The sequence below is a fragment of the Candidatus Moraniibacteriota bacterium genome (assembly GCA_035390125.1).
Lineage (GTDB): Bacteria > Patescibacteriota > Minisyncoccia > Moranbacterales > GWC2-37-73 > DAOOTD01.
In genome coordinates, this window is the sequence record DAOOTD010000002.1 from 65,883 (window position 1) to 91,039 (window position 25,157).

Consider the following 25,157-nt stretch of genomic DNA (forward strand, 5'->3'; position numbering starts at 1 on the left):
TTATTTATACAAAATTAGTATATCACGCTGGAGACTTTTTGTCGAGAGTTTTTAGGCAAAAAAACACTCATTTAAAAGCAAAAAAAATAACTATAAAATAATTTCTGAGCTATAATTGATTTATAAAAGCATAAAACAACAATTGACCCGGCAATACAAAAACAGTGCTGGGCTTGTCAAATTAATAAATATACTATATACTTATCCTGCAGTTAATTATTAAGAAAATTAAATAGCGAAATGCTTCAATTTCGCAATAAAGATTTCTTTTTAATTTCCTGAAGGGAAATTTTTTTGTGCCTTTTAATTATTAAGGCAGGTTGGGCACACCTGATAATACTAAAAATATGGCAAAAAATATACTAGATAAGTTGGCCGAGGAAGTTGATAAAATAAAAAGCAACATTGCTTCTACAGAGCCAAAAAAAAGCAAGAAAACCATTTCTAAAATAGCAAAAACAACAAAAGAAGGAAATGTTTCTTTAATGGAAAGTTTGCTGGAGAAAAATCCGGTAAAAATACCTCAAATAGGGGATGTTTTAGAGGGAACTGTCATGGATATTACCTCAAACTCATTACTGCTTGACTTAGGAGCTCTAGGAACTGGCGTTGTTTTGGGAAAAGAAATAAAGGATGGCCTAGCTCTAAATAAAGTAAAAAAAGGAGACAAAGTCGGAGCAACGCTTGTTGATTTTGAAAATGAAGATGGCTATATAGAACTCTCAATTCGCGAGGCTTCTTATGAACGAGCATGGGACGACCTTGAATCAAAAAGAGATTCTATGTCAGCGGTTACAACTAAAGTTCTCGATGCGAATAAAGGGGGTCTTATGGTTGAAATAAATGGAATAACCGGTTTTATTCCTGTTTCACAGCTTTCAAGCGAACATTATCCAAGAGTTGAAGATGGTGATAAAAACAAAATACTTGAGCTTCTTAAAAAAATGGTAGGCAAGGAAATTCTAGTAAGAATATTGGATGTAGATAGGGAAGCGGAAAAACTGATTATAAGCGAAAGAGCTGCATCAAGCGAAAAAGAAAAAGAGGTGATTTCTCAGTTACAGGTGGGAGATATTATAGAAGGCGAAATCAGTGGAGTTGTTGATTTTGGAGCATTTGTAAAATTTCTGCCACCATCAAAAGCAGATTCGACTAACGAAAGTGATAAAATAGAAGGGTTGGTACATATTTCTGAATTAGCTTGGCAACTAATTGATGATCCAAGAACGATCATCAAAACAAATGATAAAGTTAAAGCTAAAATAATTGGAATTGATGATACCAGAATCTCCCTTTCTATGAAGGCCTTAGCTAAAGATCCGTGGAGTGAAATTGCAGAGAAGTATAAAGTTGGAGATACGGTTCAAGGAAAAATAGACAAAATTAACCCGTTTGGAGCTTTTGTATATTTAGACAAGGACATTCATGGTCTAGCTCATGTTAGCGAATTCCAGGAAGTTTATCCGGGCAAAAAAATGGATGAAATTCTAAAAGCTGGAGAAACATATTCTTGGAAAATTCTTTCCATTGAGCCGAAAGACCATAGGATGGGATTAATAATTGTTAAATAATAGAAGTATTTTTGATAAATATGAAAACCCCGATTTTTATCGGGGTTTTTTGTTTTCAGACATTGCATTATGTTAAAATATATATATATACTTATATAACCAATAAAAACATGAAAAAATCAAAAATTATTATAATAGCGGGACCTACTGGTTGCGGTGAAAGCACTGTAACTAAAGAAATTATAAAAAAATTCCCGAAGTTTAAACGCTTAGTAACTGCAACGACTCGAATGCCAAGACTTAATGAAAAAAATAAAATTGATTATTATTTTTTTTCAAAAAAAAGATTTAAAAATGAAATTGAAAAAGGAAACATTTTAGAATATACGTATATTAAAAACAGAGACACTTATTATGGCACATACAAAAAAGACTTAGAAAAAAAATTAAATAGTGGCTTTAGTTTGATAATTAATCCAGACGTTATAGGTGCAAAATTTTTTAAAGAGAATTATAGAGCAGTGACTATTTTTGTAAAACCAGAATCCATAGAAAGTCTCAAAAAGCGCCTAATGGATCGTGACCCGAATATTTCTCAAACTGAGCTAAAAAAACGGCTTGAAAACGCAAAAAAAGAAATTAAAAATGAAGAGAGATTTTACGACTATACGATTATAAATAAATATGGAAAATTAAATCAAGCAGTCAAAGAAGTAATAAAAATAATTAAAAAAAATAATGTCTAACCTCATCAAAAACATCCAGAATTTTGCTTTTCAAAACAATCTTTGGGAAAAAGGAGCAAAGATTGTTTTGGGTGTGTCTGGCGGGCCAGACAGTGTTTGTCTTTTAGATATTTTCAATAAACTATCTAAAAAATATGATTTTGAATTGCACATTGTTCATGTAAATTATAATCTTCGCGGGAAAGACTCAAAAAAAGACGAATTATTCGTGAAAGATTTGGCAAAAAAATATAAGATTGCCATCGATGCTCTTTCTTCAAAGAAAAAAAATAAAGGCAATTTGGAAAATAATCTGCGCAAAATCCGTTATGATTACCTTGAACAAATCCGCAAAAAATTAAAATTCGATATTATCGCAGTTGCACACAATCAGGATGATCAGGCTGAGACTGTTTTAATGCGTATTATAAGAGGCACAGGTCTCAATGGCCTTTCGGCCATGAAAGCTAAAAATGGAAAAATTATCCGACCGCTTCTAGGTATTAGCCGCAAAGAAATACTTGGTTATCTGAAAAAAAATAAACTTAAATACAGAATTGATAAATCTAATAGTGATACAAAATTTACCCGAAACGCTGTAAGACATAAACTTATCCCATTTTTAGAAAAAAAATTCAATTCCTCGATTAAAAAAACTCTTAGTCATTGGTCATTTTCAGTAGCAGACGACTATGAGTTTATAAATAAAAACACAGAAGACTTTATGAATAATATCCATAAAAGCAATTACGTTAAATTTAGCGCTAAAAATTTTCTTAAATTACACAGTGCTATTCAGCGGCAAACACTAAGAAATATTTTTCAAGAACTGAAAATAATAGCAGACGTTGATAATCAGCAAATTGAAGAAATTTCTAAAATAATCAGGAGCACCAAAAACAAGAGTCAGAAAAGCTTAATAGGAGGCTTGAGTATATTAAAAAAAGGTGATAAGGTTATTATGTTTTTGAAATAACAAAATAAAGAAAATAACTCGTAAAATTTAAAAAAATGGAAAAATTTTTAAAAAATATAGGTTTTGTTGTATTGTTTTTTCTTCTTCTTTCAACAATAATGATTCTTTACAGCGGACCAGCTCAAAAACCAGCCACTATCTCATTGAGCGAACTAGTCACTCAGATAAATGAGGGAAAGGTTAGGGCTATTTCCATAAAAGGAAATGACTTAGAAATTGAATTAAATGATGGCACAAAAGAAATTTCTATTAAGGAACCTCAAAGCGCTCTGACTGATTCACTTAATAATTATGGAGCTGATAAAGAAAAATTTAAGGCAGTTCAAATGAAAATTATTCAAGAATCAGGCTTTAGTTCTTTTGCTAAAAATATACTTATTCCGATATTTCTCCCATTTGTTATTATAGGTGCCTTTATTTGGTTTATGTTTAGGCAAGCCCAAAGAGGAAATTCCCAGGCCTTATCTTTTGGTTTAAGCAAAGCAAGAATGACCGATCCAAAAGATAAAAATAAAAAAACAACCTTTGCAGACGTTGCTGGAGCCAAGGAGGCAAAAGAAGAGCTGGGGGAAATTGTAGAATTTTTAAAACATCCCAAAAAATTTATCTCAATCGGAGCAAAAATTCCAAAAGGCGTTTTGCTTCTTGGCTCCCCAGGAACAGGAAAAACGCTTATTGCAAAAGCAGTGGCCGGTGAAGCCGGAGTGCCATTTTTTAATATAAGTGGTTCTGAATTCGTAGAAATGTTTGTAGGCGTTGGAGCAAGCAGGGTGCGTGATCTTTTTAAACAAGCGAAAAAAAATGCGCCAGCGATAGTTTTTATTGACGAAATAGATGCAGTAGGCAGACACAGAGGGGCTGGTCTAGGAGGCGGTCACGACGAAAGAGAGCAGACACTGAATCAAATTTTGGTAGAAATGGATGGTTTTGAGAGCAATGTTAGCGTTATTGTAATCGCTGCCACAAATCGTCCGGATGTATTGGACCCAGCGCTTTTAAGGCCAGGACGCTTTGATCGACGCGTAGTTATGGACTTACCAGACATAAACGAGAGAGAAGAAATCTTAAAGATACATATGAAAAATAAACCTTTAGCAAAAGACATAAATGTCAGGACTTTGGCCGAAAGGACAGCGGGATTTTCTGGAGCAGATTTGGCTAACCTGGTAAATGAGGCTGCTATATTATCTGTAAGACGTGACAAAAAATCTATAACGGAAGATGAACTGAAAGAATCAATAGAAAAAGTTATTCTTGGTCCAGAAAGGCGCAGTAAGGCCATAAACAAGAAAGAAAAAGAAATAATAGCCTATCATGAAGCGGGACATGCCTTGGTAGGAGCCACCCTGCCAAATGCTGATCCTGTACAGAAAGTTTCTGTTATTGCCCGCGGACAAGCTGGCGGATACACATTATCTGCTCCGACAGAAGATAAAAGACTTCAATCAAAAGCTTATTTTCTTGATGAATTAGCAACGCTTCTTGGCGGACATGTTAGCGAGAAAATGTTTATTGGTGACCTTACTACCGGACCATCAAATGATTTAGAAAGAGCCACTCATATGGCCAGAGCTATGGTTACCAGATATGGCATGAGCAGTTTAGGGCCCAGGACATTTGGCAAAAAAGAGGAACTCGTTTTTCTGGGCCGGGAAATAAGTGAAGAAAAAGATTATTCGGAACACACAGCTGAAGCTATAGACAAAGAAGTTTCTTTTTTGATAAAGAATGCTTTTGATACTGCCGAAAAAATCCTAAAGGAAAAGCAGGACATCTTGAAGAAGCTGGTTGCTGAGCTTTTAGAAAAAGAAACTCTTGAAAAAGATGAATTCGATGAAATTGTTGGTATAAAAACGACCAAGAACGAATCCGAATAAAAAACCAAGACAAAAAACAAACAGATAATCGAAAGAATATTATTTATGAAAATAAAAGCAATTAAATATTCCGATATCTTCAGAAAATCATTAGCTATGGCACTTAGAAACAAACCAATGTGGTTTTTCGGCTTGCTTATTTTTCTTAGTTCAATTTTTTCAAATGTAATGAATGTTTTTTCTACAACCGGAAACAAAGAACAAGTGCAATCCCTGATAATAGTGGTGAAAGAAAATCCCTCATTTTTTCTAAAAGCAGTCATTGTTTTTGTTTTATTATGGCTGGTATTTTTTCTTTTAAGGTTTATTGCAATTGCTGGAATTATAAAGTCTGCAAACAACATTAATATATATAAGCAAAGCAAAATTAGAGCTATCTTTTACGAGGGGACAATATATTTATGGCCCATGTTCTTAATTGAAATTATAATCAGTTTCGCATTAGCTGTAATTTTTTTGGCACTTTATTTTCCTGTTTTATATTTATTGATTCTTGGAGAAAAGTTTTTTGCAGCAAGCTTATTTTTAACTGCTTCTTTTATCATTACTGTAATAGTTGTTGTGGCATATTATTTAAAAAAATATGCCTATTTATATGTTGTTATTGGCAATATGAAAATAAAAATGGCCATAGAAGAAGCTTATCGTTTGCTGGCGAAAAATATTTGGGAAAGTCTGATAATGGGATGCTTTATTGGAATTTTACAAGTGTTATTTTCAGCGGTGCTTTTATCATTGTTATTTCTTGACTTAATGATATATTCTCAAATATTTGAGATGAAAAATATCTTTGTGGGCTTGATTATGGTTATTGAAATTTTAATTTTTATAGCATTGTTCTCAATATATGCCTCTTTTTATCAGATTGTCTGGGTTTTATTTTTTCAGGAAATTTCTTTAGATAAAAAGGAAAATATAGCTGTTAGGGAATTGGAAACTGAAACAAAAGAAGCAACAATTGAAACAATATAAAAATTTAATTTATCTATTTTCATTAATGGGCCTATAGCTCAGTTGGTTAGAGCGCTACATTGACATTGTAGAGGTCTGCAGTTCGAGTCTGCATAGGCCCACAAAAATTTTTAAAAACAAAAAAGAGAATCCAATGGGATTCTCTTTTTTTTGCTTAAATAAGTTTAATAACCATAATAATCCAATTCTGCATTACGTTCAGCATCACTGTTATTATTACTGGTAGCATTTCTGACTCCTTCAACAGCAGATCCAATGGCGCCTACCTGAGCAGCATTTACAGTGTCAATAGCGCTGTTAAGAGAATCAGTGACTTTATTTGTAACACCGGTTACAGCATTAGTAATAACGTTGTTATAAGCTGTGCTGAAAGGGAATTGGTTGTTTTGCGCAATAATTGCTGCTTTTCCTTCATCATCAGAAATGCCATAATTAGCCGATCGAGCTAGTGTACTTATAACCATGCCTTCAGCAATTTGGGCAAGTGCTGCTCCTGCATCATCAACTCCAGTGGCTTCTGCAGTCATGATGAGATCAGTTCCCATTTTGTCAAGAGTTGAAAAAGCACTGCTTATGAGGGCTGTTGGCTTGATTATACGTCCAAGCTTTTTTTGTGGTATAAGCCCATTGTTCTGCTCTGTTTTGGCCTGCTCCTTGTTTTGCTTTAAATATTCATCATATTGGGTCTGAGACATAATAGAAAAACAAGGCAGATTATTGGCGCATTTGACATATGCCATCACTCCTCTCATATTTCTACTCTTGAAAAGGCTTTGGCGGGGATCACCTCCTCCTGTAATGTCTTGGATATCAGTTGCGTGTTTCTCGCCGCCCTTTATCATTTTGGTGGCACCTGAGCTCAAATAAACATCATAAATCGAACCGACACCTTCATAATTAGCAGAAGAAAGCCTTCCTTTGGCGACAGTATTATAAAAGGTTTCCATTTGATTCATGGCTTTCTGTGCTGGAGCCGTAAATAAATAATTAGCATAGTCTCTTATCATTAAAGACCCACCGCTATCCTCGGAGTCGCCACCGATAAGTTCAGCTGTAAACTTCTGAACTGCATATAAAGCAACCATTTTAGCAGCAAATACGGCTAAAGCAGCAAGATAATTTTTCAAAACCTCATAAACTTCCCAAGCAAATTCTCCTATGGCTGTCATCCAATCGCCGAGGTTGGTCACCCAATCTCCGGTATTTGGTACAAAATTCGGTGCATCAAAAACTGTATAAGCTTGGGCTACCTTTAAGTTTGTAACAAAAACGCCATAAAATATTATGGAAAAGCATAATATAACTGAGATTACTGAAAAAAAAGGCTTCTTTTTCATAGCTTGAAAAACTTATTTAATTAGCACTTATTTCTTTATAGTATGATTGAAAATCATTTTTAAAAAAATCAGCAAATAGGTCTAAATAGGCAGTTGCTTTGTTTGCAATGACTAGCTTTCCCATTGGGTCGTTTGAACTCAAAGAATAGTCTTTTAATGTCAAAACGCCCTTGATAAGCCTTAAAAATTTTACATGTAAATCAACCATGGTCTCTGGAACCTGGACACTACTGACTTGATTTGAAAACGCTTCTAATCTATTACCAAGATCAGAAAAATAGGAGATATTTTCTTTTGAATTTCCAACATCAGCTACCTTTGAAAGGAAATCTTCTTGAAATGCAGTAAAATCATCTTTTGTTAAAATTTGAACAGGAAGATTATTGGCCATTAGATATAATACCTGATTCAAATATCTTGCGGAGTCTTCAGCTTCTCTCTTTTTCCTGTCTGCATCACTGAGTGATGAATAATTTTGTTTCAGTATGTTGAGTTGTGTTTCATCAACAAAAGGTAACGTATCCCAAGTTATAGAATCTCCCATATTTTTAGCAATTTGTTCATCGGCAAAATTGCGCAAATCGGTTACTGAAACATTCTGGCCTTCTTTCGAGGAAACAAATGCACTTAAGTTTTGCAAATATTCATCTGTGAGTGTTGAACTGTTGCTAACTGAAGATGTGCTTTTTGAAGAAGCATCAGAAGTCTTTATTCCAGTTTCAATTTTATCTCCCGGGGCCGGCTTAAGAGGATCATATCCGCTTTGGACTTCAATGCCATCCGAATAGCTATCATTATCGGTGTCATTTTTGTTAATGTCTGTTCCGTATAAATTTTCTTCTGTGTTTGTAAGTCCGTCACAATCAGAATCAATATTTTTATCACAAGAATTTGAGTCTGAATCAATATTTTCTGCATATGTAAAATAATTGAAACTTGCAAAAAAAATACAAACCATGATTAGGAATAATTTTTTAAGAGTGTTTATTTTTATATACATAACATTTATTATTTTATGTCGTAATTATACTATTATTTTTAAAAGCAGTAAAGTATCCTATTTAAAAAATTTAATATATTTCAAAAATATGTTTTTAGGATAAAAATAAAAACGTAATGCACAATTAATACACCACGCGTGAAATCTATAATAAATAAAAAATTTATATTTTTTATTATCAGAATTAAATAATTTTAATTTTTAAAAAACATACTAAACAATTAAAAAAAGAGTACAGCCATTTTTATATTAAGACATAATATATTTATATTGTCAAGTTAAATAAAGCTCTTCTTGTTACTTAAAATAAATCCAAATATAAGCCACAACAGTATTTGCCCCTGTTGGATATCCCAAAAGTAATGATCGAAAAGCATTATAAAAAGAAATGAAACAAGTACCGCCCTAAAATGATAATTTTCTAAGGTATTTATTTGTATATTTTTTTCAATAGACTCATTATTTTTAAAGTTACTTAAATTGTTCCACGTGGAACAAATGTCAATTTTTTCACCGAATAGCTTAAACAAAAAGATTAAAAAAAGAAAAAGCATCAATATACCAAAATCATTTAATAAAAGCAAAAAAACATTATGGACGGGCTGAAATTGCCATATTTGTACATCTTTTATTTTTTCTATGTAAGCAATAAATTGTCCACTACCTAATCCTAGAATTGGGTTTAGAGCAAAAATTTGGCTTGAAATACTTGTATAAAATCCTCTTTCTTGAAGGCTTTTATAAAATATTGAATTCAGATCTGTATTTAGTAGAAAAAATAGAAAGAAAAATATACATAAAATCAAGAAAAATTTTTTAATAAAGACTATTTTATTAAAAAAAATGAAATTGTTCCACGTGGAACAATTTTTTTTACAGAGGTAAATAAAAGCTATTATAAGACCTAAGATTGCGGATTTTGAAAATGTTAAAAAAATGGCTAAAAACTGAATTAATATAATGAAAAAAAATATAAATGTTTCACGTGGAACATTTATATTAAAAACATTAATAAATAACATTTTTTCAGGTGCTTTTTTAAGCCTTGAAAATTGTTCCACGCGGAACAATTTAAAATATAGTATAGATATGATTATAGAAAAAACTAAAAAACCTCCAAGTATATTTGGATGAGGAAAAAGACCGTAAGCTCTCAGGTATGTTGATCCATTTATGATAATTTTAGCGACTCCTGTTAATTGAGTTGAAATAATGCTTTCTTTCAGCCATATTAAACCTAGGGATTGTTGGCTTAAAATCTGAATTATTCCGATAATTGATTGTAATATACCTATTCCTATAATTATCTTAAAAATTATTCTAAGCCTATATAAATGTTCCACGTGGAACATTTTGCTTATATAAATAAAAAGTAGAACAAATTCGAGAATTTTTAATGATCTAAATAGAGCAATTTGGTGACTTTCTGACCATAGGATAGATATAAAAGAAAAAATAACTAAAAATAAAGGAAAAAATAATAGTAAGTTGTGATTAAATTGTTGATAAAGGTTTTTTAAACATGAAAAAAGATTATTAAATGTTTTTTTATTTAATATTTTGTTGTAATTGTTCCACGTGGAACAATTTATTTTTAGAGTAGAAAAAGCTGTCAATATTGACAGAATACTATTTTTATTGCATAATATTAAAAACCAAGTAAATAATGTCAGAAAAAGGAATATGTCAGACAAGTATATGTATACTCCCATATATTCATTAAATACACCTTTTACAGGATAATAGAAAAGCACTTTTCTTATGGATAATGTGCTTGTGGCAAGAAAAGCACAAAAAAACCAAAAATCTGGTTTTTTTCTAAAAGAGATTAAAGTTTTTCTGATTAAATCAGTCATATTCTTATTATAATGTATTTTTAGCAAAAAAAACATTGACCTATTTTTTATGGTTGTTATGATAGAAAGAGCTCAAGTTTGAAACACGGGCCTATAGTAAAATGGTATTACGCGTCCATGGCATGGATGAAGCTGGAGTTCAATTCTCCATAGGTCCACAGAATAAAAAATTAAAAATTAAATCAAGCCCCCATAGCTCAACGGATAGAGCGGATCCGTCCTAAGGATACGATGTGTGTTCAATTCATGCTGGGGGCACAAAAGCTAAATGATAAAAAAAATTCCAAAATCAATAATCAATGTTTTGGATAAAATAGAAAAAGCTGGATTCGAAGCTTATATTGTTGGGGGTTCCGTGCGTGATTTATTGATGAAACGTGAAGTCAGGGATTGGGATATAACAACCAATGCTAAGCCTAGAGATATTTTAGAAATTTTTACGGAAAGTTTTTATGAAAATGATTTTGGGACGGTGGGAGTGAAAATAAAAGAAAAAGGAATAACAAAAAATATTGTAGAAATAACAACTTATCGTACCGAATCACAATATTCAGACAAAAGACATCCAGACAAAATAAAATTCGCCAAAACCATAGAAGAAGATTTGAGTCGCAGGGATTTTACCATGAATGCTTTAGCTGCAAGAGTCAAAAAAAATAGTTTTGAAGTGGTTGATCTCTTTAATGGACAAAATGATATTAAAAATAAAATCATTCGTGCAGTGGGAGATGCTGAAAGCAGATTTTCTGAAGATGCTCTCCGCATGATGCGTGCAGTTCGTTTCCAAGCTGAATTGGGCTTTTCTATTGAAGAAAAAACTTTAGAGGCCATTAAAAAAAATGCACAGCTTATCAAGTTGGTTGCTTTGGAAAGGATTAAAGATGAATTAACCCGCATAATCATTTCAGAAAATCCTGCAGGAGGAATTGATGCTATGCAAAAAACTGGTCTGCTTTCTTATATAATGCCGGAGCTTGAGAAAGGAATCGGGGTAGCTCAAAACAGGCATCATATACATACTATATACAAGCACAGCCTTTTAGCTCTCAAATATTGCCCATCAAAAAATGTAAGTGTAAGATTGGCGGCGCTTCTGCATGACATCGCAAAACCACAGACAAAAAGAGGTGAGGGCACATATGCAACATTTTATAACCATGATCATGTGGGCGCATGTGTGGCGGAAAAAATTCTTTCTAGACTAAGATTTTCAAAAGAAATCATAGAAAAGGTGAAACTGCTTGTGGATAATCATATGTTTTATTACAATCCCGACGAGGTTGGTGAAAGTAGCGTAAGAAAGCTTATAAAAAAAGTCGGGTTGGAAAACATTAAAGACTTGATCGAACTTAGAATCGCTGATCGCCTGGGAAGTGGAACTCCGAAAGCAAAACCTTATAAACTGAGGCATTTGGAATATATGATAGATAGGGTTTCGCACGATGCGGTTTCAGTCAAAATGCTTAAAATAAATGGCAATGATCTTATAAAAAAAATAAAAATTAAACCTGGTCCTAAAATAGGCGCTATCCTAGACGTTCTTTTAGCTGAAGTTATTGAAAATCCTGAAAAAAATGAAAAAAAACATCTCCTCGCTTTAGCCGAAGAATTGAGTAAAAAAGACCTGACAAATCTTCGTGAAATGGCGCAGGAAAAAATAGAAGATAGAAAAGAAGAAAATGACAAAGAGATAAAAAATAAATATTGGGTAAAATAATTATGCAAATCAATAGAAAAAGCAAGATAATTTTTTGTTGGGCATTATTTTTTATTATTGTTTTTCTGGTTGTTTTCAAAGATCAAATGATTTTAAAAACTCATGCTTATTTTTCAATTAGGAAAAGCTTGTCTTATATTTTTTCTCAGCAATCGGAAAACGGAGAATTTAAAACATATGCCTGCAAGAACGAAAACATGGATGAATGTATTTTAGATTCCACATCTTATAATGTTTCCATGGTGATTAATTCAATACAAAATATAAAAATAAAAAAGTCAAAGAAGAATATAATTTTAAAAAAGGGAGCCAATTTTTTATTAAAGAGCCAGGAAAAAAATGGAGCATGGCATTATTGGACAAGTAAAGTTTTAAAAGGATTTATAATACCGCCGGACGTCGATGATACAGTAAATGCTTCTTATGCTTTGCTTAAAAATAATATCAAATTTATCGACAATAAAGATTTGATAGAAAAAAATAGAGACGAAAGAGGACTTTTCTATACTTACATAAGAGAAAAACACACCGGATTTGACCCGGATATTGATTGTGTCGTAAATATAAGCGCACTGCTGTATTTGCAGAGCAATGATCCGAGGATATGTTCATATATAAATGAATCAATACGTTCTGAAAATAAGTGTTCCCCGTATTATTATCCGGATAGACTGGGGATGTACTATTTTTTATCCAGGGCATATACAAACGGCATAACATGTCTAGGAGATGAAAAAAATATTATTATTTCTTCCATATTGAAAAAGCAAAATAAAGATGGATCTTTTGGTAATGATTTGCAAAATGGATTAGCAATCAACGCTCTTTTGGATATGGGCTATTCTGGTCCGGAAATAAAAAAAGGAATTTCATTGATAATAAAAAATCAGAAAGAAGATGGTTCCTGGGAAAATGAAAGTTTTTGGATGGGTATGCAACCATATCAACACAACGGATCACCCGTATTAACAACAGCTATAAATAGTGAAGCGCTAAATAAATATTTGTTTAAATTATAGCGAAGAAACAAACAAAAGAAGCAGATATAAAAATATAGATAGAAATATATATTTTTCCTGGTATATTTTTTTAATAAATAGATAAAATAAGAACGAGGCTATTAAAATAGAAAAAAACAACATTGAGTACATCTTTAATATAATAGGTATAGTAATAATAACGATAGCACATAAAGTTGCAATTATGTATTTCGCATTTTTAAGCCCAAAAACAACCGGAATAGTTTTTATGTTTTCATAACTATCTCCTTCAAAATCTTTTATATCTTTAAGGTTTGAAACAAGAGCATAAGAAATTCCCAGGATGACGATAGCTTTTATAGGAAAAACGAAAAAAGATTGATTCGGGGAAACTAGGAAAAATCCCGACATTGCAACTGAAATAGTAGCAAAACCAATCAAAATAGAAGAAAACAAGAAATGCTTCTTTAGTCTTAATGGCTTGGCGGAATAAATATAGTAGGGGGCTTGCGCTAAAAGAAGCAAAAAAGCGGTGGCATTATTCAAGGTGGCCAGACCAAAGGCGATAAAGATGCAAAGAACAACTTGGGCTGTATGCCATTCTTGTTCTGAGAATTCTTTTTTTACAAGAGGTCTTTCAGGATTTGATATTTTGTCGATCTCGATGTCTTCCGCATCATTGATAAAAACAGCCAGCCAGATATTCAAAGCAATCAATGAAAAAAACAATAATAAGGAAATAAAATTTACGGGATTTTGCAAATTAATACTTCCGAACATTTTTTGGTTTATAATAATTCCAATGGTTGCAATAATAAACCAGTATGCAATTCTTTCTATGCGCAAGTTTTTTTTGAAAGAACTCCAAAGGCGCTTATTGGTTATAAATAGTATTATTATTATTTCAATGAATATATATATCCAAAAGAAACGTGCGATTGCAATCTCATTCCAAAAATTTAATGTAGTCGGAGTTATCAAAAAACTGTCCAGATTATTAGAAATATTTTCAAATGAATTGGTTATCCAGCTGTCTTTTAAAATAAAAGCATAGGAAGATATGGCAGACTGGTCATGAATAAAATTTTTATTTCCGAAAAAAGAAATTATGCTTGGAATCACAGCATCAACAAAAAGGATTGCATAACCTGCTATTATTGAAAATAAAGATTTTGAAACACTTCTTGTTTTTTTATAAATAAAAATAGCTAAGGATATAAAAATGGCATAAGCCCCAATATGCTGACCAAGTGTTATTCCTTGTCCGCTGAAAGGATTCATTATTTTAAAAAAGGTTACTAAAATTTCATTTGTTTCGGTAACTAAATAAATTGGCGGACTAGTCTTGCCTATTGTAAAAACGAGATCAGTCAGTGGTACTAACAAAATAAACAGAAATACTTTTGTTAAAAAATTTAAAACATCTTTGAAGGATATTTTTGTAAGGAGATAAACTAAAATTGAGAGTGCAAGAAAAACAGAAAAATAATATAAAGAAGCATGGACAGCTCTTTCATAAGGCAGAAAATAATTACCTGTACTTTGGTAAGCTAATTTATCCAGGGGCATTCTTATGCCGATTATGCAGAAAACGGTAAATATGACCTTAAGTAAAGAAAAATCACTGTCGTTTTCAGATGCTTCATTATTTGAATTTGACATATGTTTCGAAAGGTTTATCTTAAGAGTAATACAAAATCTTAATATTATTATGAGGCTAAAATTCGAAAATATCAAGGAAAATTCAGCTATGCTAATGCGCAAGGCAGGATATATTTTTCAGCATAAGGAAGGGGCAAAGATGAGTTTTATTAAGCCTCTTGCCAGAAGTGGTTATCCTCGTTTCCATGCATATATTGAAGTCGATGGTGCTAACCTGATTCTGAATTTGCATTTAGATCAGAAAAAAGTGACTTATGGAAGAGCAACGAGGCATCATGGTGAGTATGAAGACAGCGATTTAGTAAAAAACGAAGCAGAAAGAATAAAAAAGACAGCGAATCCATAATTGACTTAATGGAATAATTTGGATAGAATCTTATTTATGCCGCGGTGGTGGAATTGGTATACACGCCAGTCTTAGGAACTGGTAGAGCAATCTGTGCGAGTTCGAGTCTCGCTCGCGGCACCGGCTTAAAATTAAATAAAATTTTTTAAAGGAGGTTAATGTGGCCAGAAGAGAAGATATTTGCAAGTTTTGTGGTCATCCAAAGGAGGATCACACATCGAAGCTTTTTCATGAATACAAGTTAAAGTACAAGGATACTGAAAAGGCTTGGAAAGTGCTAAAGGAAATTCACCCCAAACTTCTAAAATGTTTTGGTTTCAAACCAGCTGATAAGAATTAACAATAAGCCAAAAGAAGAGAGTGTGCTTATTTTTCGCACTCTCTTTATCTAATTTTTTATTCTAAATATGCAAAATATAGTAGTTAAAAAAAAATTTGCAGATATCCGATTAGACAAATTCCTTTCCAAGGAATTTTTTTCGCATACTCGCGGAGAAATTATTAAAAAAATAAAAGAGGAAAAAATTTCAGTTAATGGTAAAAAAACAAAACCTAGCTATATTCTCAAGGAAAATGATATTGTCGGATTGAAAAATTTTTCAAAGGAAGGTGCTGATAAAAAACTTATTAAAAATAGCAAAATTCCTTTGGAAATAATATTTGAAAACAGTGATATTGTCGTTATCAATAAACAAGCAGGAATACAGGTTCACCCAAGTCACAATGAAAAAATAAACACTATAGCTAACGCACTTTTGGCACATTTTCCTGAGATTGCCAAGGTTCATGACGATTCTGTTGGTGGTGAGTCTCGACCTGGCATAGTACACAGGCTCGACAAAGATACTTCCGGGGTTATGGTAATTGCACGCAATAAAAAAACATTCAATGAATTGAAAAAAAAATTTAAAGACAGAAGCATTTCCAAAAAATATGTTGCAATTTGTGAAGGAATTTTTGAAAAAAAGCAGGGAGTCATAAAAAAACCCATCGCACGCTCTTCGAATTACCGCAAACAGATTATCGCCAAAAAAAATACGAAAACAAAAATAAGGCCTGCCGAAACAGAATATAAAGTCATAAAGGAATCAAAGGAATATTCTTTTGTTGAGGTGGTTCCAAAAACGGGCAGGATGCATCAGATCAGGCTTCATCTTGCTTCGATGGGTCATCCAGTAGTGGGAGATTTATTGTATAAAAATAGGGGAGATAAAGACAAAGCAAAACGGCAACTTCTGCATGCTGAAAAATTGGAATTTGAAATTTTTAATAAAAAATATACTTTTTTAGTTCCATTGCCACAAGATTTCATCGATTTTTTGGCTAATATTGACTAAACTTTATTTTTTTATTATTATAAAATAGCTTTTTAATTTACATTTAACTTATTTTCCGATGCCTCCTGAGGGCTGTTTTAGCAGTATGCTCATGTCGGATTGGGATTAAAATATGAACAAGAAATTATTGGAATTCAACATGTTACAAAAAACTTCAAAAATGCCAGTTTTTAGAGCTGGTGATGTGGTTAAGGTTTATCGAAAAATTGTTGAAGGCGGGAAAGAAAGATCTCAGGTTTTTGAGGGTATGATCATTGCAGTTAAAGGTAACCAAAGCTCATCTACAATGATAACTGTGCGTAAAGTATCAAACGGGGTTGGAGTAGAAATTATCGTACCTATCCAGTCACCAAATATTGAGAAAATAGTCCTTGTAAAAAGAGCCAAAGTCCGTCAAGGAAAACTATATTTTATTCGTGAAAAAAGCGCCAAGTCTTTAAAAATGAAATATAAAGATTTAGCTGCTGTGGCCAAGGTTGAAGAAGAGATTGTCCCGGAGGTTCAAGTAGAAACTAAAACTGAAACAGTAGAAAATACCGAAAATAAAGCTGAAGAAAAAAAGGAAAACTAATTATATTTTCTTTTGGGGATATGGTGGAATTGGTATACACACACGTTTGAGGGGCGTGACCGAAAGGTGTGAGGGTTCGAGTCCCTCTATCCCCACGTGTTCAAAAGGATGTTTAGCTCAGTTGGCTAGAGCACTTCTCTTACAAAGAAGGGGTCACTGGTTCGAGTCCAGTAACATCCACCATGCAAAAAAGATAGAGCCGAAATAGCTCAGCGGTAGAGCGAAGGACTGAAAATCCTTGCGTCGGCAGTTCAACTCTGCCTTTCGGCACATTTTAAAAATCAAAGATTGAGCTAAGAGGGACCATAGCTCAGCGGTAGAGCAGGCGACTCATAATCGCTTGGTCATAGGTTCGAATCCTATTGGTCCCACAAGAATTTAAAAATGCGGGTATCGTATAGTGGCTATTATACGTCCTTGCCAAGGATGAGACGGCAGTTCGATTCTGCTTACCCGCTCAGAAGTTCAAAAACGGCCTTAGATTGGGCTGTTTTTGTTTTATCTAAGGCAAAATTAGTCAGTTCTAACCTTGGACATTCTGCCTTTATGGTTTCCAATCCTTTTTCAATGAGTTGGTATTGTTTTCTTAGTGTGATATCTAGCACGCCATCCTTGAGGGTGAAATCTGATCCCAAAGCCCGTAAAATGTTGGTTTTCTCGGTATAATCACCAACATTAAAATTATGTTTTGCATATACCGCAAACTTGAATGTTTTTTCGGTCAGTTCTAACCATTCATCGGCTCGCTGGTTTATGTCATCTAAAGATTGTTGAATCTTGTCTTTTTCTTTCAGTAGGGTCGCTTTTCTTTCCTTGAATTCGTCATCGCCAATTAAATCCTTGTTGGCATTTTCGGGTGAGATGTAGATATCTAACAACTTATCAATCCTATCTTGGCATTTCTTCAATGCTTTTTGTTGGTTTTCAATCATTATGTTCCTATTATCAACTTCGAGTTCGTTATCTCGCCTTAAGATTTTCAAAGCATAATCCAAAAAACTTTTAGGTATAGTGATTTTATCCAACTTATCTGCAATCTGCTTGTTGATGTCGTTGTAGGTAATGGATTTTTGTTTGCAATTAACATTCAACTTCTTTCTAGTGCAGTTATGATAGATGAATGTTCGGACAACATTTTCGGTTTTTATATGCTTCAGTTTTAGTTGGGTAGTAATATGACATCCGCACTCACCGCAACGGATAGTTCCTCGATAGGGAAGAATTTTATGTTTTGTTTGTGGCTTAGTTTTATTTCCCAAAAGTCCTTGAACATAATCAAATTCAGCTTCGGTTATCATCGGTGTGTGATTTCCTTCATAAACCTTACCAGTCCATTCATATTTTCCACAATAAAAAGGATTGGTAAAAATATCGTATCCATGGCTAGCGTGCAGTTTTATTTCTTGCCCCTTGCACATTCTTCGCAAACCCCATTCATTGTTGGCAATCTCGATAATTTTTGAAACAGAATAGTCGCCAGTTAACATCAAGTCCCACATCTTACGAACAATGGGGAATTTTACTTCATCTACAAAAATCTGTTTTTTACCTTGGTCTGTTCCTTTGTCATTTTTATATCCTATCGGTGCACGACCAGGTCTCCAGCCTTGCTCTGCCTTATTCAACAGTCCTCGTCGGACATCTTTTCCTAAATCAATAACATATTGGTTCGCCATTCCAAATTCAACACTCATCATTATCACATTGTCTACGGTTTTGTATTCTCTGCCGACTGTTTGGATGGACTGGATGAGTCCTTGTTGAAGCAACCACATTATCTCACCACCATCAACGGGATTTCTTGCTAGACGATTTAACTTCCAGCATATAATTCCATCTGCCTTGCCTTGTTTAATAGCAGACAGCATTTTGTTGAATTGTTCCCGACCTGGCTTTTTCGCTGATTTGCTCTCTTGAAAAACACCGACAATTTTAACATCGAGATGGCGTGCTAATTTTTCCAGTTCTTTTTTCTGGCTTTCAATAGATTGCGTTTGACGATCTTCCGCTTCGGTACTTTTGCGAAGATACATCAGATATTTTTGTTTTGTTTCCATATTAGTGTGTACAGAATTTATGCCACGGATTGATTATATTATGTTCTCTCTTCTTGTACATGGCTCAGAGTCGACCTTTCTGAGAGGTTTATATATATGTCTAATCATTTCAACCAAAGTTTCCGCACATTCCAAAGACTCCTCGGATGACAGTTTTTGTCCGAATTCTTTTTCATAAAGTGCTTGAAATTTTTTTGCGTCAGCCTTGGTTATCATTTTAATTTAATAAAATAAGATAGATGAATAGGATATTTATAGATTTAGGATATGTATAGTTCCTCTTATTTAGAGGTATATATAGACTAAAGTAAAAATTATAGTATTTACTATAGTAAGGAGGAGAATTATCCTTACTATAGTAAGGTTATTATTCTTCAACGATTTCAATACTGGCATAGTCATAAGCGTCTAAAATAAATTTTCTGATTTTATTCCAAATCGCTTTTTCAAAAAGACAGAATTTGAATCCAGCTTTCTGTGGCATCGTGACATTTAATCCCTCAAACTTGCTTTTCCAAACACCAAAGCCAGTGACCGTAAAGTATTCTCCAGTTTCAAACTTGAAACTCACATTGGCGTTGGCAAGCAAGTTCTCGTGCTTTCCTTTAATCATGTTTATTTTTATCGACACTTCTTTAAGATGTAGGTCGAGCGGGTAGGTGGTAAATGGTTTCATAATTTTCGGTAATTTTGTTAAGATGGTTCAGTTTTATTTTTTTGTTTAGATTTTTCTGCCATTATTCTGTCGACAGACTCATTAAAATAACTCAACATATCAGAGGCAACTTTCCAAAAATCGTCATCGTTAAAATTTGCATTAGGTATTAGTTTCATGTACTTTACAACAAATTCATCAAGGTCAGCCCATAAGTTTTCTTCAATTGACAGTTCTTCATTGATTGATTCCATAAAATTAAAATTTAATAATTAGACACACACCCCGATTTTTCAGTGGGAGAACGACATTTTGGGGAATTTTTCATAAAATATTCTTTAAATTATTTTTTATTTTTTCATTATATTTAACCCACTATTTGATAAAGAATTAGTGGGTTGCTAGTGGTTTAAAAAAACAAAAAAAGACTTTTAATAAAGTCTTTTGATACAACTAAAGAAGTTTTAAGTTTAGGTATAAACCACTCTTTTACCTATAAGATAGCCATGCTTTATCGCTGTCAATTTTAAATTTAAATTTTTTATTAACATCATGTGCTGATAACAATCTCTGCAACTCTTTTATTGTTCCCTCAATTTTAAGTTTCTTGTAATTTTTTTTCAAATATTCATCAGCTTCATCCGATGCATTTTTTTTGGTAAATCTCTTTATTTTTTCAAATAAATATTCCAAAGTTCGTGCTGTTCCAATAGGATTACAAAAAGATTTTAATAATTGATACTTGGCTGTTTCAGCGTTACCAACTTCAATATTTTTCTTATCAACCTTTAAATAACCGATCCCATTTTTTTCAAATGTGGCAACTTTTATTTTACTTGTTTTTTCCTTCAATTTTTCAATTTTATTGTTTCCTATTCGATAACTGGAATATTCTAATATTTTATTCAAGCTTTCTTTGAATTTACCAGCCTCGTTTTTATTTGCCTTAAACAATAATGGATGCGTGGATTTACAAATAATGTTAAATAGTATTTTCTTGTTTTTCTTGCATGAATAATAAAGCAATATATTATGAAGTAGTTTTTGTCTTGAGTTGAAATAATTTGTCTTTAAAGATTCAGCCATATAATTGAGTGTAGATATATGGCCATATAAATCTTTTTTTACACCGCATTCATTTAAAAAATCGCCCATTTTTATGTGAGATTTTAAACTTTCTATGGCATTTATTTTTTTAGCAATAAGTTCCAATGACTGCTCATTTAATATACAGCCTTCTTTTTTAAGGGAGCTTACTGTTATTGCTAATTCAATTTCATTTTTAAACATATATTTATTATTGATATTTTCTCACTAGATAGGCTTAAAAGCAAGATAAATGTTTACTTTTAGCCATTTTTATATTACATTGTAAGTGGTACCATACTCATATAGACACTGAGAGTAATCTCAGTAATTTTGCTTCATCACGCCTTTAAGCGGGCGGCTCGGCGCACATGATGGGGCATTTCGGTGTCTTTTGAGTGTGGTACCCGTCGGGTCGTCCACTCAAGCGGAACTTCTCGACGACTTAATTATTAAGTCGTTTTTTGTTTTTAAAAAACAAATTACACAATAAAAAATATGGGTGTAATTGAATCAATCGGAGCTAACCGAGCAAGAATCATTTTCGATGATTTTTGTGTTAGATTATTTTTAAAATATAAAGGAAACTATTGCTCTGATGTTAGAATATGGAAATTATCAAAATCCAATATACTTTTTGGCATGTTTAATAGTAAAAATTTATACTGGGCTGTTTGTGATGAGGCGGCCAATTCTTTACACGGTTGGTTTTATAAAGAAGGCGATCTACTTAAGTCATTGGCGCATAGAATAGAGCAATGCTCTAATGAGAATGAACTGAAAAGATTGTGTCTTAATCTGGAAAATATAATTGAAAAAGGAATTCCATTAGATATAGGAGAATTTTAATATGGAAAATAAAAAACATCGTCTCCAATCAAATTTCGAATTTATTGCTGAAACATCCTTGCGAGTAGTGCGAGCGTTTTCATATTTCTTTATGGTTGCGATACCCCTTTTGAATTATAAAGATCTGCGATTTTCAATTAAAACTATCTTGATTTGCTTGAGTTTGGTTTTTATTTCTAATAGACTACTTGGCAAAATTAGAAGCAAATAAGGTTTTATCTAAAACGAATAATCGTGTTTGGTCGCGGATTCTAGCTATGCAAGATATAACAAAAAACGACCCTCTCTTTTTTGCGAAGGTCTTTTTTTATTCCTCTTTTGTCACCAAAACACTCTCTTTTGGCTTTAAATAGCCAAAGATATAAAGTTATATGGCTGACCAGCCAAGACATCCTCTAGGGATGAAATAAAGCCTCCAGGGGCAGTGAGAGTGTCTCGCCAAATGGGCTTTTTGGCTAAAATAAGGCAAAGATTTCTTAATTAAACGATAAAAGGTTTTAAATAGCGGAAATTATCGTGTTTGGTCGATTAATTTGTGTAGTATGATAACTGTTTAAAGAATTAATTATTATATAAGTTTATGGGTTAAAAAGCTATATATTGGCATAAGGCAATTTAAGTGATAAGCTAAAAATACAAATATGGCATTATTTAGCATACAAGGCGAGAAAACTAAAAAGATTTTATCTAAAAGCTTAGATTTAGAAAAAAAACTTCAAAAATTATTCGAGAATAATCTTGAAGACGTTTTGAATATCACTTTTTTAGCCCATGAATATTCCACAAGTTTTGGCGGAAGAATTGATACATTGGGAATAGATAAAAACGGATCTCCCGCAATAATAGAATATAAAAAGAACCAAAATGATAATGTAATTAATCAAGGACTCTCCTATTTGCGATGGCTTTTAGATCATAAGGCTGATTTTGAAATATTATGCAGAAATAATAAAGTTGCAGTTGAAATTGATTGGGATTCGCCAAGGGTTATCTGTATAGCAGAAAACTATAATAAATTTGATATTGACACTGCGGATATTTTGCCTATAAATATTGAATTGCTAAGATATAGGATCTATGAAAACGATATTTTATCTCTAGACATAGAAAATTATCAAAAAGTAAGAATTTCAACTTCTGGCATATTAAAGAAAGCAAGAAATCAAAAAGAGAAGCAGAATGTTCTTCAGAAAAATTATTTATTAGAAGATCATCTGAAAAATGCGCAAAAGGAAATAAAATTACTTTTTTATAAGTTGCGAGAAAAGATCACAGCACTTGATGAAAATATTATTGAAGAGGCTAAGGCAAAGTATATCGCCTATAAAACTTCAACTAATTTTGTTGATATTGTGGTGCTTGGCAATAGTTTAAAAATATTTTTAAATGTGAAAAGTGGAAAACTTATTGATAAAAATTCAATAGCCAGAGACTTAACTAAGCCAAAATCCGTTGGTCATTGGGGGAATGGTGATTATGAGGTAAAATTGCAAAGCGAAAATGATTTAGAAAAAGTTTTTGACCTAATAAAACAAAGTTATGGTTATAATAAATAAAACTATGTACCAAGTAAAAATACCTAAGATATTATTTTTAGCACTAGGGACAGCAAGATTTTATTATAAAGGTTATTATAATACAAATGATCTCGCTGGAATTGCAAATAAATATGCCGAACATCTCGTTCGTTTAAGATCAGACAAAAAAGATTATAAGTATTTGGATGATACTAATTTTGGTGGATTAAGAGGAAATTTTTCAACACTTCTTACGTGGAAAGGGTTTGTTAAAAGGGGAAATGCCATAGTAAGTAGATATTATATTGGCAGGGATAAAAGATTGGCTAATGCAGTATGTAATGGTGAAATTATACTAAATGAGAGTAATATGACTGCGTATACTACAAATGAAAAATTAAAAGAACTTTTAGAATTAGAAGCATGGCTTTTCACCGTAAAGGAAACACAGGCACATATAAAAGTTATGTTAGGAAAAGATAAGAGCATACCTCTTTCTAGAGATAACGATAATTTCAAAAAAGTATCTGTCGTAAGGAGTGCAAATGGTCAATATTTTATAAGATCGTTAGTTAACAATTTTATTGATTCAAAAAATAAAGTTCTGGAGTACAGTATAGTTAATTTTTGGGAAGGAAAAAAGTTAAAGAAGAAAAATCTTCATCCATTAATAGTTATTCCTACGAAAGATACTCCTTGGAGTAAAATATTTGCAATAAAAATGGAAGATTTGATTGATAATAAACCTTTGACATTATTGGTTGATTTAGAAAAAGAAATTTGTTTTGATACGGACAATAATAAATACAAGCTATATTCTCTAAGGGAAGCCGTTGACGAATTTACAACTGGAGATGAAAATATACCTCAAAGGCTTTCATATTCCTGGGAAAAAATAAAAGAGGCTCACTGTGATAAAGAAGCTGATTTTTCTGAAATCAAAGAAGATGAATTTATAATTTTTCTAGAGAAATTCCTCAAGTGGCAAAAAGAATTTGAAGTTGGAGAAAAGAAAGTTGTGGGTGTAAATGTATCGAGCTCTGGTGGTCCCGATGTTCACTTAACATTTTCGGGTGGCACAGCCCAAAAATTAGAACTTGAACATAACTGGAAAAGCTACTTAGATCACAGGCATCACGAAAGTAATGCATGGGTAGATACATGGCTTTTTGCAGAAGAAGAATGGAATCCTAAAAGAATATTAAGTTTATACAAGACACATAGAAAAACCAATGGTCAAAGAATTCCTAATGTATTTTTATGTTTAGAAAGAGGAGAACGCAAGTGCTATGAAGCAAATTGGGATGAAGAAACATTTACAGAAATACCTTTAAAATTTTAGTTTACTTAATTGATTTTTATTTTTTAACACAACTATTTTCGAGGTTGTGTTATTTTTTTTCGCTCGATTTTTCATTATTTCAAAATATTCATTGTCATTCTCTATACTTATACTGTTCCTTTTTAATTGATCCGCTGAAGATTGAAGCGTTCCACTGCCGGCAAAACAATCTAAAACCCAGTCATTTTCATTAGTAAATATTTTTAGTAAGTGCTCTAAAACCTTGGCTGGTTTTTGAGTGGGATGTTTCGTTCTTTCATTGCCCATGCATATCGGAGTTTCTACAAAATCAGCCTTGATGTGATTATGCATTTCATTTTGCTTTGTAAAATTGAAAGTATAATCTATTTTTTTTTCATTAAATCCTTTCGTTGCCCATAAAATTGCCTCACATGAAGATAAAAAACCTGTTTTTCTAATTTGGGGGGCTGGATTAGTTTTGTGCCAAATAATAGTAGCATGGTGTTTAAAATCATGCTTTTCATATATTCTTTTTATATCACTAATATATTCTAATTTGCTAAAAATTAACAAATTTCCAGATTCTTTAACTTTATTTTTTGTATTCTTTATCCATTTATCAGTAAATAATAGATATTCATCATCAGAAAAATAATCCCACTTTCCAAAATCTGATGATCTAGCCTTTCTTCCTTTTAATATCTTGGTATTTTTATTAGCAGTATTGTAAGGAGGATCAACAATTACGGCATCGAATTTTTTATTGATTTTTGGCAAAATATCCAAAGCATCTCCGAATATTAAATAATGTGAATTCATAAAG

Annotated in this window: 22 protein-coding genes and 9 tRNA genes; 22 read left to right on the forward strand and 9 right to left on the reverse strand. The window is 32.4% G+C overall.

What is annotated here, in order from left to right; all coding sequences use genetic code 11:
- Positions 1-347 precede the first annotated feature (347 nt).
- The 6 genes from PLR68_02150 to PLR68_02175 all read left to right on the forward strand — a co-directional run bounded on the left by PLR68_02150 (position 348) and on the right by PLR68_02175 (position 6,162).
- Positions 348-1,571, forward strand: coding sequence for a S1 RNA-binding domain-containing protein (locus tag PLR68_02150; GenBank protein HOW60532.1), 1,224 nt, complete (start codon positions 348-350; stop codon positions 1,569-1,571).
- Positions 1,572-1,681: 110 nt separating this feature from the next.
- Entirely contained in the window at positions 1,682-2,257 is a 576-nt protein-coding gene (locus PLR68_02155) for a guanylate kinase (GenBank protein HOW60533.1), read from the forward strand.
- Positions 2,250-3,212, forward strand: coding sequence for a tRNA lysidine(34) synthetase TilS (tilS, locus tag PLR68_02160; GenBank protein ID HOW60534.1), 963 nt, complete (start codon positions 2,250-2,252; stop codon positions 3,210-3,212). The genes PLR68_02155 and tilS overlap by 8 nt, the downstream gene beginning before the upstream one ends.
- Positions 3,213-3,247: 35 nt before the next feature.
- A complete protein-coding gene (ftsH, locus tag PLR68_02165) occupies positions 3,248-5,089 on the forward strand; it encodes an ATP-dependent zinc metalloprotease FtsH (GenBank protein HOW60535.1) in 1,842 nt (613 codons plus the stop codon).
- Between the two features lie 45 nt (positions 5,090-5,134).
- Positions 5,135-6,061 carry a hypothetical protein gene (locus PLR68_02170; protein ID HOW60536.1) on the forward strand — a complete coding sequence of 309 codons (927 nt, stop codon included), beginning with the start codon at positions 5,135-5,137 and terminating at the stop codon, positions 6,059-6,061.
- Between the two features lie 27 nt (positions 6,062-6,088).
- A tRNA-Val gene (locus PLR68_02175) sits at positions 6,089-6,162 on the forward strand.
- A gap of 63 nt (positions 6,163-6,225) precedes the next feature.
- Here the strand turns inward: PLR68_02175 and PLR68_02180 are convergent.
- From PLR68_02180 to PLR68_02190, 3 genes are all read right to left on the reverse strand, one after another.
- Complete coding sequence (locus PLR68_02180) at positions 6,226-7,398, reverse strand: hypothetical protein (GenBank protein ID HOW60537.1); 1,173 nt, start codon at positions 7,396-7,398, stop codon at positions 6,226-6,228.
- 16 nt (positions 7,399-7,414) lie between these two features.
- Complete coding sequence (locus tag PLR68_02185; protein ID HOW60538.1) at positions 7,415-8,398, reverse strand: hypothetical protein; 984 nt, start codon at positions 8,396-8,398, stop codon at positions 7,415-7,417.
- Between the two features lie 278 nt (positions 8,399-8,676).
- Positions 8,677-10,254 (reverse strand): O-antigen ligase family protein, encoded by a 1,578-nt coding sequence (locus PLR68_02190; GenBank protein ID HOW60539.1) that lies wholly within the window; start codon positions 10,252-10,254, stop codon positions 8,677-8,679.
- Between the two features lie 87 nt (positions 10,255-10,341).
- On the opposite strand from PLR68_02190, the gene PLR68_02195 reads away from it, so the two are divergent.
- The 4 genes from PLR68_02195 (at position 10,342) to PLR68_02210 (ending at position 12,990) form a co-directional block, all read left to right on the forward strand.
- Positions 10,342-10,412: transfer RNA gene (locus PLR68_02195), tRNA-Ala, on the forward strand.
- A 28-nt stretch (positions 10,413-10,440) separates the two neighbouring features.
- Positions 10,441-10,512: transfer RNA gene (locus PLR68_02200), tRNA-Arg, on the forward strand.
- Between the two features lie 10 nt (positions 10,513-10,522).
- A complete protein-coding gene (locus PLR68_02205; protein HOW60540.1) occupies positions 10,523-11,971 on the forward strand; it encodes an HDIG domain-containing protein in 1,449 nt (482 codons plus the stop codon).
- Between the two features lie 2 nt (positions 11,972-11,973).
- Complete coding sequence (locus tag PLR68_02210) at positions 11,974-12,990, forward strand: terpene cyclase/mutase family protein (protein ID HOW60541.1); 1,017 nt, start codon at positions 11,974-11,976, stop codon at positions 12,988-12,990.
- Here PLR68_02210 and PLR68_02215 read toward each other — a convergent pair.
- Positions 12,985-14,613: a UbiA family prenyltransferase gene (locus tag PLR68_02215; protein ID HOW60542.1), complete on the reverse strand. Its 1,629-nt coding sequence runs from the start codon at positions 14,611-14,613 to the stop codon at positions 12,985-12,987. The genes PLR68_02210 and PLR68_02215 overlap by 6 nt on opposite strands.
- 49 nt (positions 14,614-14,662) lie before the next feature.
- On the opposite strand from PLR68_02215, the gene PLR68_02220 reads away from it, so the two are divergent.
- From PLR68_02220 to PLR68_02260, 9 genes are all read left to right on the forward strand, one after another.
- On the forward strand, positions 14,663-14,959 hold the full coding sequence (locus PLR68_02220) for a hypothetical protein (protein ID HOW60543.1): 297 nt from the start codon (positions 14,663-14,665) through the stop codon (positions 14,957-14,959).
- Positions 14,960-14,997: 38 nt separating this feature from the next.
- A tRNA-Leu gene (locus PLR68_02225) sits at positions 14,998-15,079 on the forward strand.
- A gap of 287 nt (positions 15,080-15,366) precedes the next feature.
- Complete coding sequence (locus tag PLR68_02230; GenBank protein ID HOW60544.1) at positions 15,367-16,296, forward strand: RluA family pseudouridine synthase; 930 nt, start codon at positions 15,367-15,369, stop codon at positions 16,294-16,296.
- A gap of 112 nt (positions 16,297-16,408) precedes the next feature.
- On the forward strand, positions 16,409-16,867 hold the full coding sequence (gene rplS, locus PLR68_02235) for a 50S ribosomal protein L19 (protein ID HOW60545.1): 459 nt from the start codon (positions 16,409-16,411) through the stop codon (positions 16,865-16,867).
- Positions 16,868-16,881: 14 nt separating this feature from the next.
- Positions 16,882-16,962 (forward strand) — tRNA-Leu (locus PLR68_02240).
- 11 nt (positions 16,963-16,973) lie between these two features.
- A tRNA-Val gene (locus PLR68_02245) sits at positions 16,974-17,050 on the forward strand.
- Positions 17,051-17,065: 15 nt separating this feature from the next.
- Positions 17,066-17,137 (forward strand) — tRNA-Phe (locus tag PLR68_02250).
- 29 nt (positions 17,138-17,166) lie between these two features.
- A tRNA-Ile gene (locus PLR68_02255) sits at positions 17,167-17,238 on the forward strand.
- Between the two features lie 15 nt (positions 17,239-17,253).
- A tRNA-Gly gene (locus PLR68_02260) sits at positions 17,254-17,325 on the forward strand.
- Here PLR68_02260 and PLR68_02265 read toward each other — a convergent pair.
- The 4 genes from PLR68_02265 to PLR68_02280 form a co-directional block, all read right to left on the reverse strand.
- Entirely contained in the window at positions 17,317-18,924 is a 1,608-nt protein-coding gene (locus tag PLR68_02265; protein ID HOW60546.1) for a recombinase family protein, read from the reverse strand. The genes PLR68_02260 and PLR68_02265 overlap by 9 nt on opposite strands.
- 367 nt (positions 18,925-19,291) lie before the next feature.
- Complete coding sequence (locus tag PLR68_02270) at positions 19,292-19,600, reverse strand: hypothetical protein (GenBank protein ID HOW60547.1); 309 nt, start codon at positions 19,598-19,600, stop codon at positions 19,292-19,294.
- A 17-nt stretch (positions 19,601-19,617) separates the two neighbouring features.
- Entirely contained in the window at positions 19,618-19,833 is a 216-nt protein-coding gene (locus PLR68_02275) for a hypothetical protein (GenBank protein ID HOW60548.1), read from the reverse strand.
- A gap of 235 nt (positions 19,834-20,068) precedes the next feature.
- Complete coding sequence (locus PLR68_02280; GenBank protein ID HOW60549.1) at positions 20,069-20,869, reverse strand: hypothetical protein; 801 nt, start codon at positions 20,867-20,869, stop codon at positions 20,069-20,071.
- 294 nt (positions 20,870-21,163) lie between these two features.
- Here PLR68_02280 and PLR68_02285 point away from each other — a divergent pair, with 294 nt between their 5' ends.
- The 3 genes from PLR68_02285 (at position 21,164) to PLR68_02295 (ending at position 24,373) form a co-directional block, all read left to right on the forward strand.
- Entirely contained in the window at positions 21,164-21,514 is a 351-nt protein-coding gene (locus PLR68_02285; protein HOW60550.1) for a hypothetical protein, read from the forward strand.
- A gap of 641 nt (positions 21,515-22,155) precedes the next feature.
- A complete protein-coding gene (locus PLR68_02290; GenBank protein HOW60551.1) occupies positions 22,156-23,070 on the forward strand; it encodes a DUF5655 domain-containing protein in 915 nt (304 codons plus the stop codon).
- Positions 23,054-24,373: a hypothetical protein gene (locus tag PLR68_02295; protein HOW60552.1), complete on the forward strand. Its 1,320-nt coding sequence runs from the start codon at positions 23,054-23,056 to the stop codon at positions 24,371-24,373. Before PLR68_02290 ends, PLR68_02295 begins: the two co-directional genes overlap by 17 nt.
- Here the strand turns inward: PLR68_02295 and PLR68_02300 are convergent.
- On the reverse strand, positions 24,362-25,153 hold the full coding sequence (locus PLR68_02300; GenBank protein HOW60553.1) for a site-specific DNA-methyltransferase: 792 nt from the start codon (positions 25,151-25,153) through the stop codon (positions 24,362-24,364). The genes PLR68_02295 and PLR68_02300 overlap by 12 nt on opposite strands.
- Positions 25,154-25,157 lie beyond the last annotated feature (4 nt).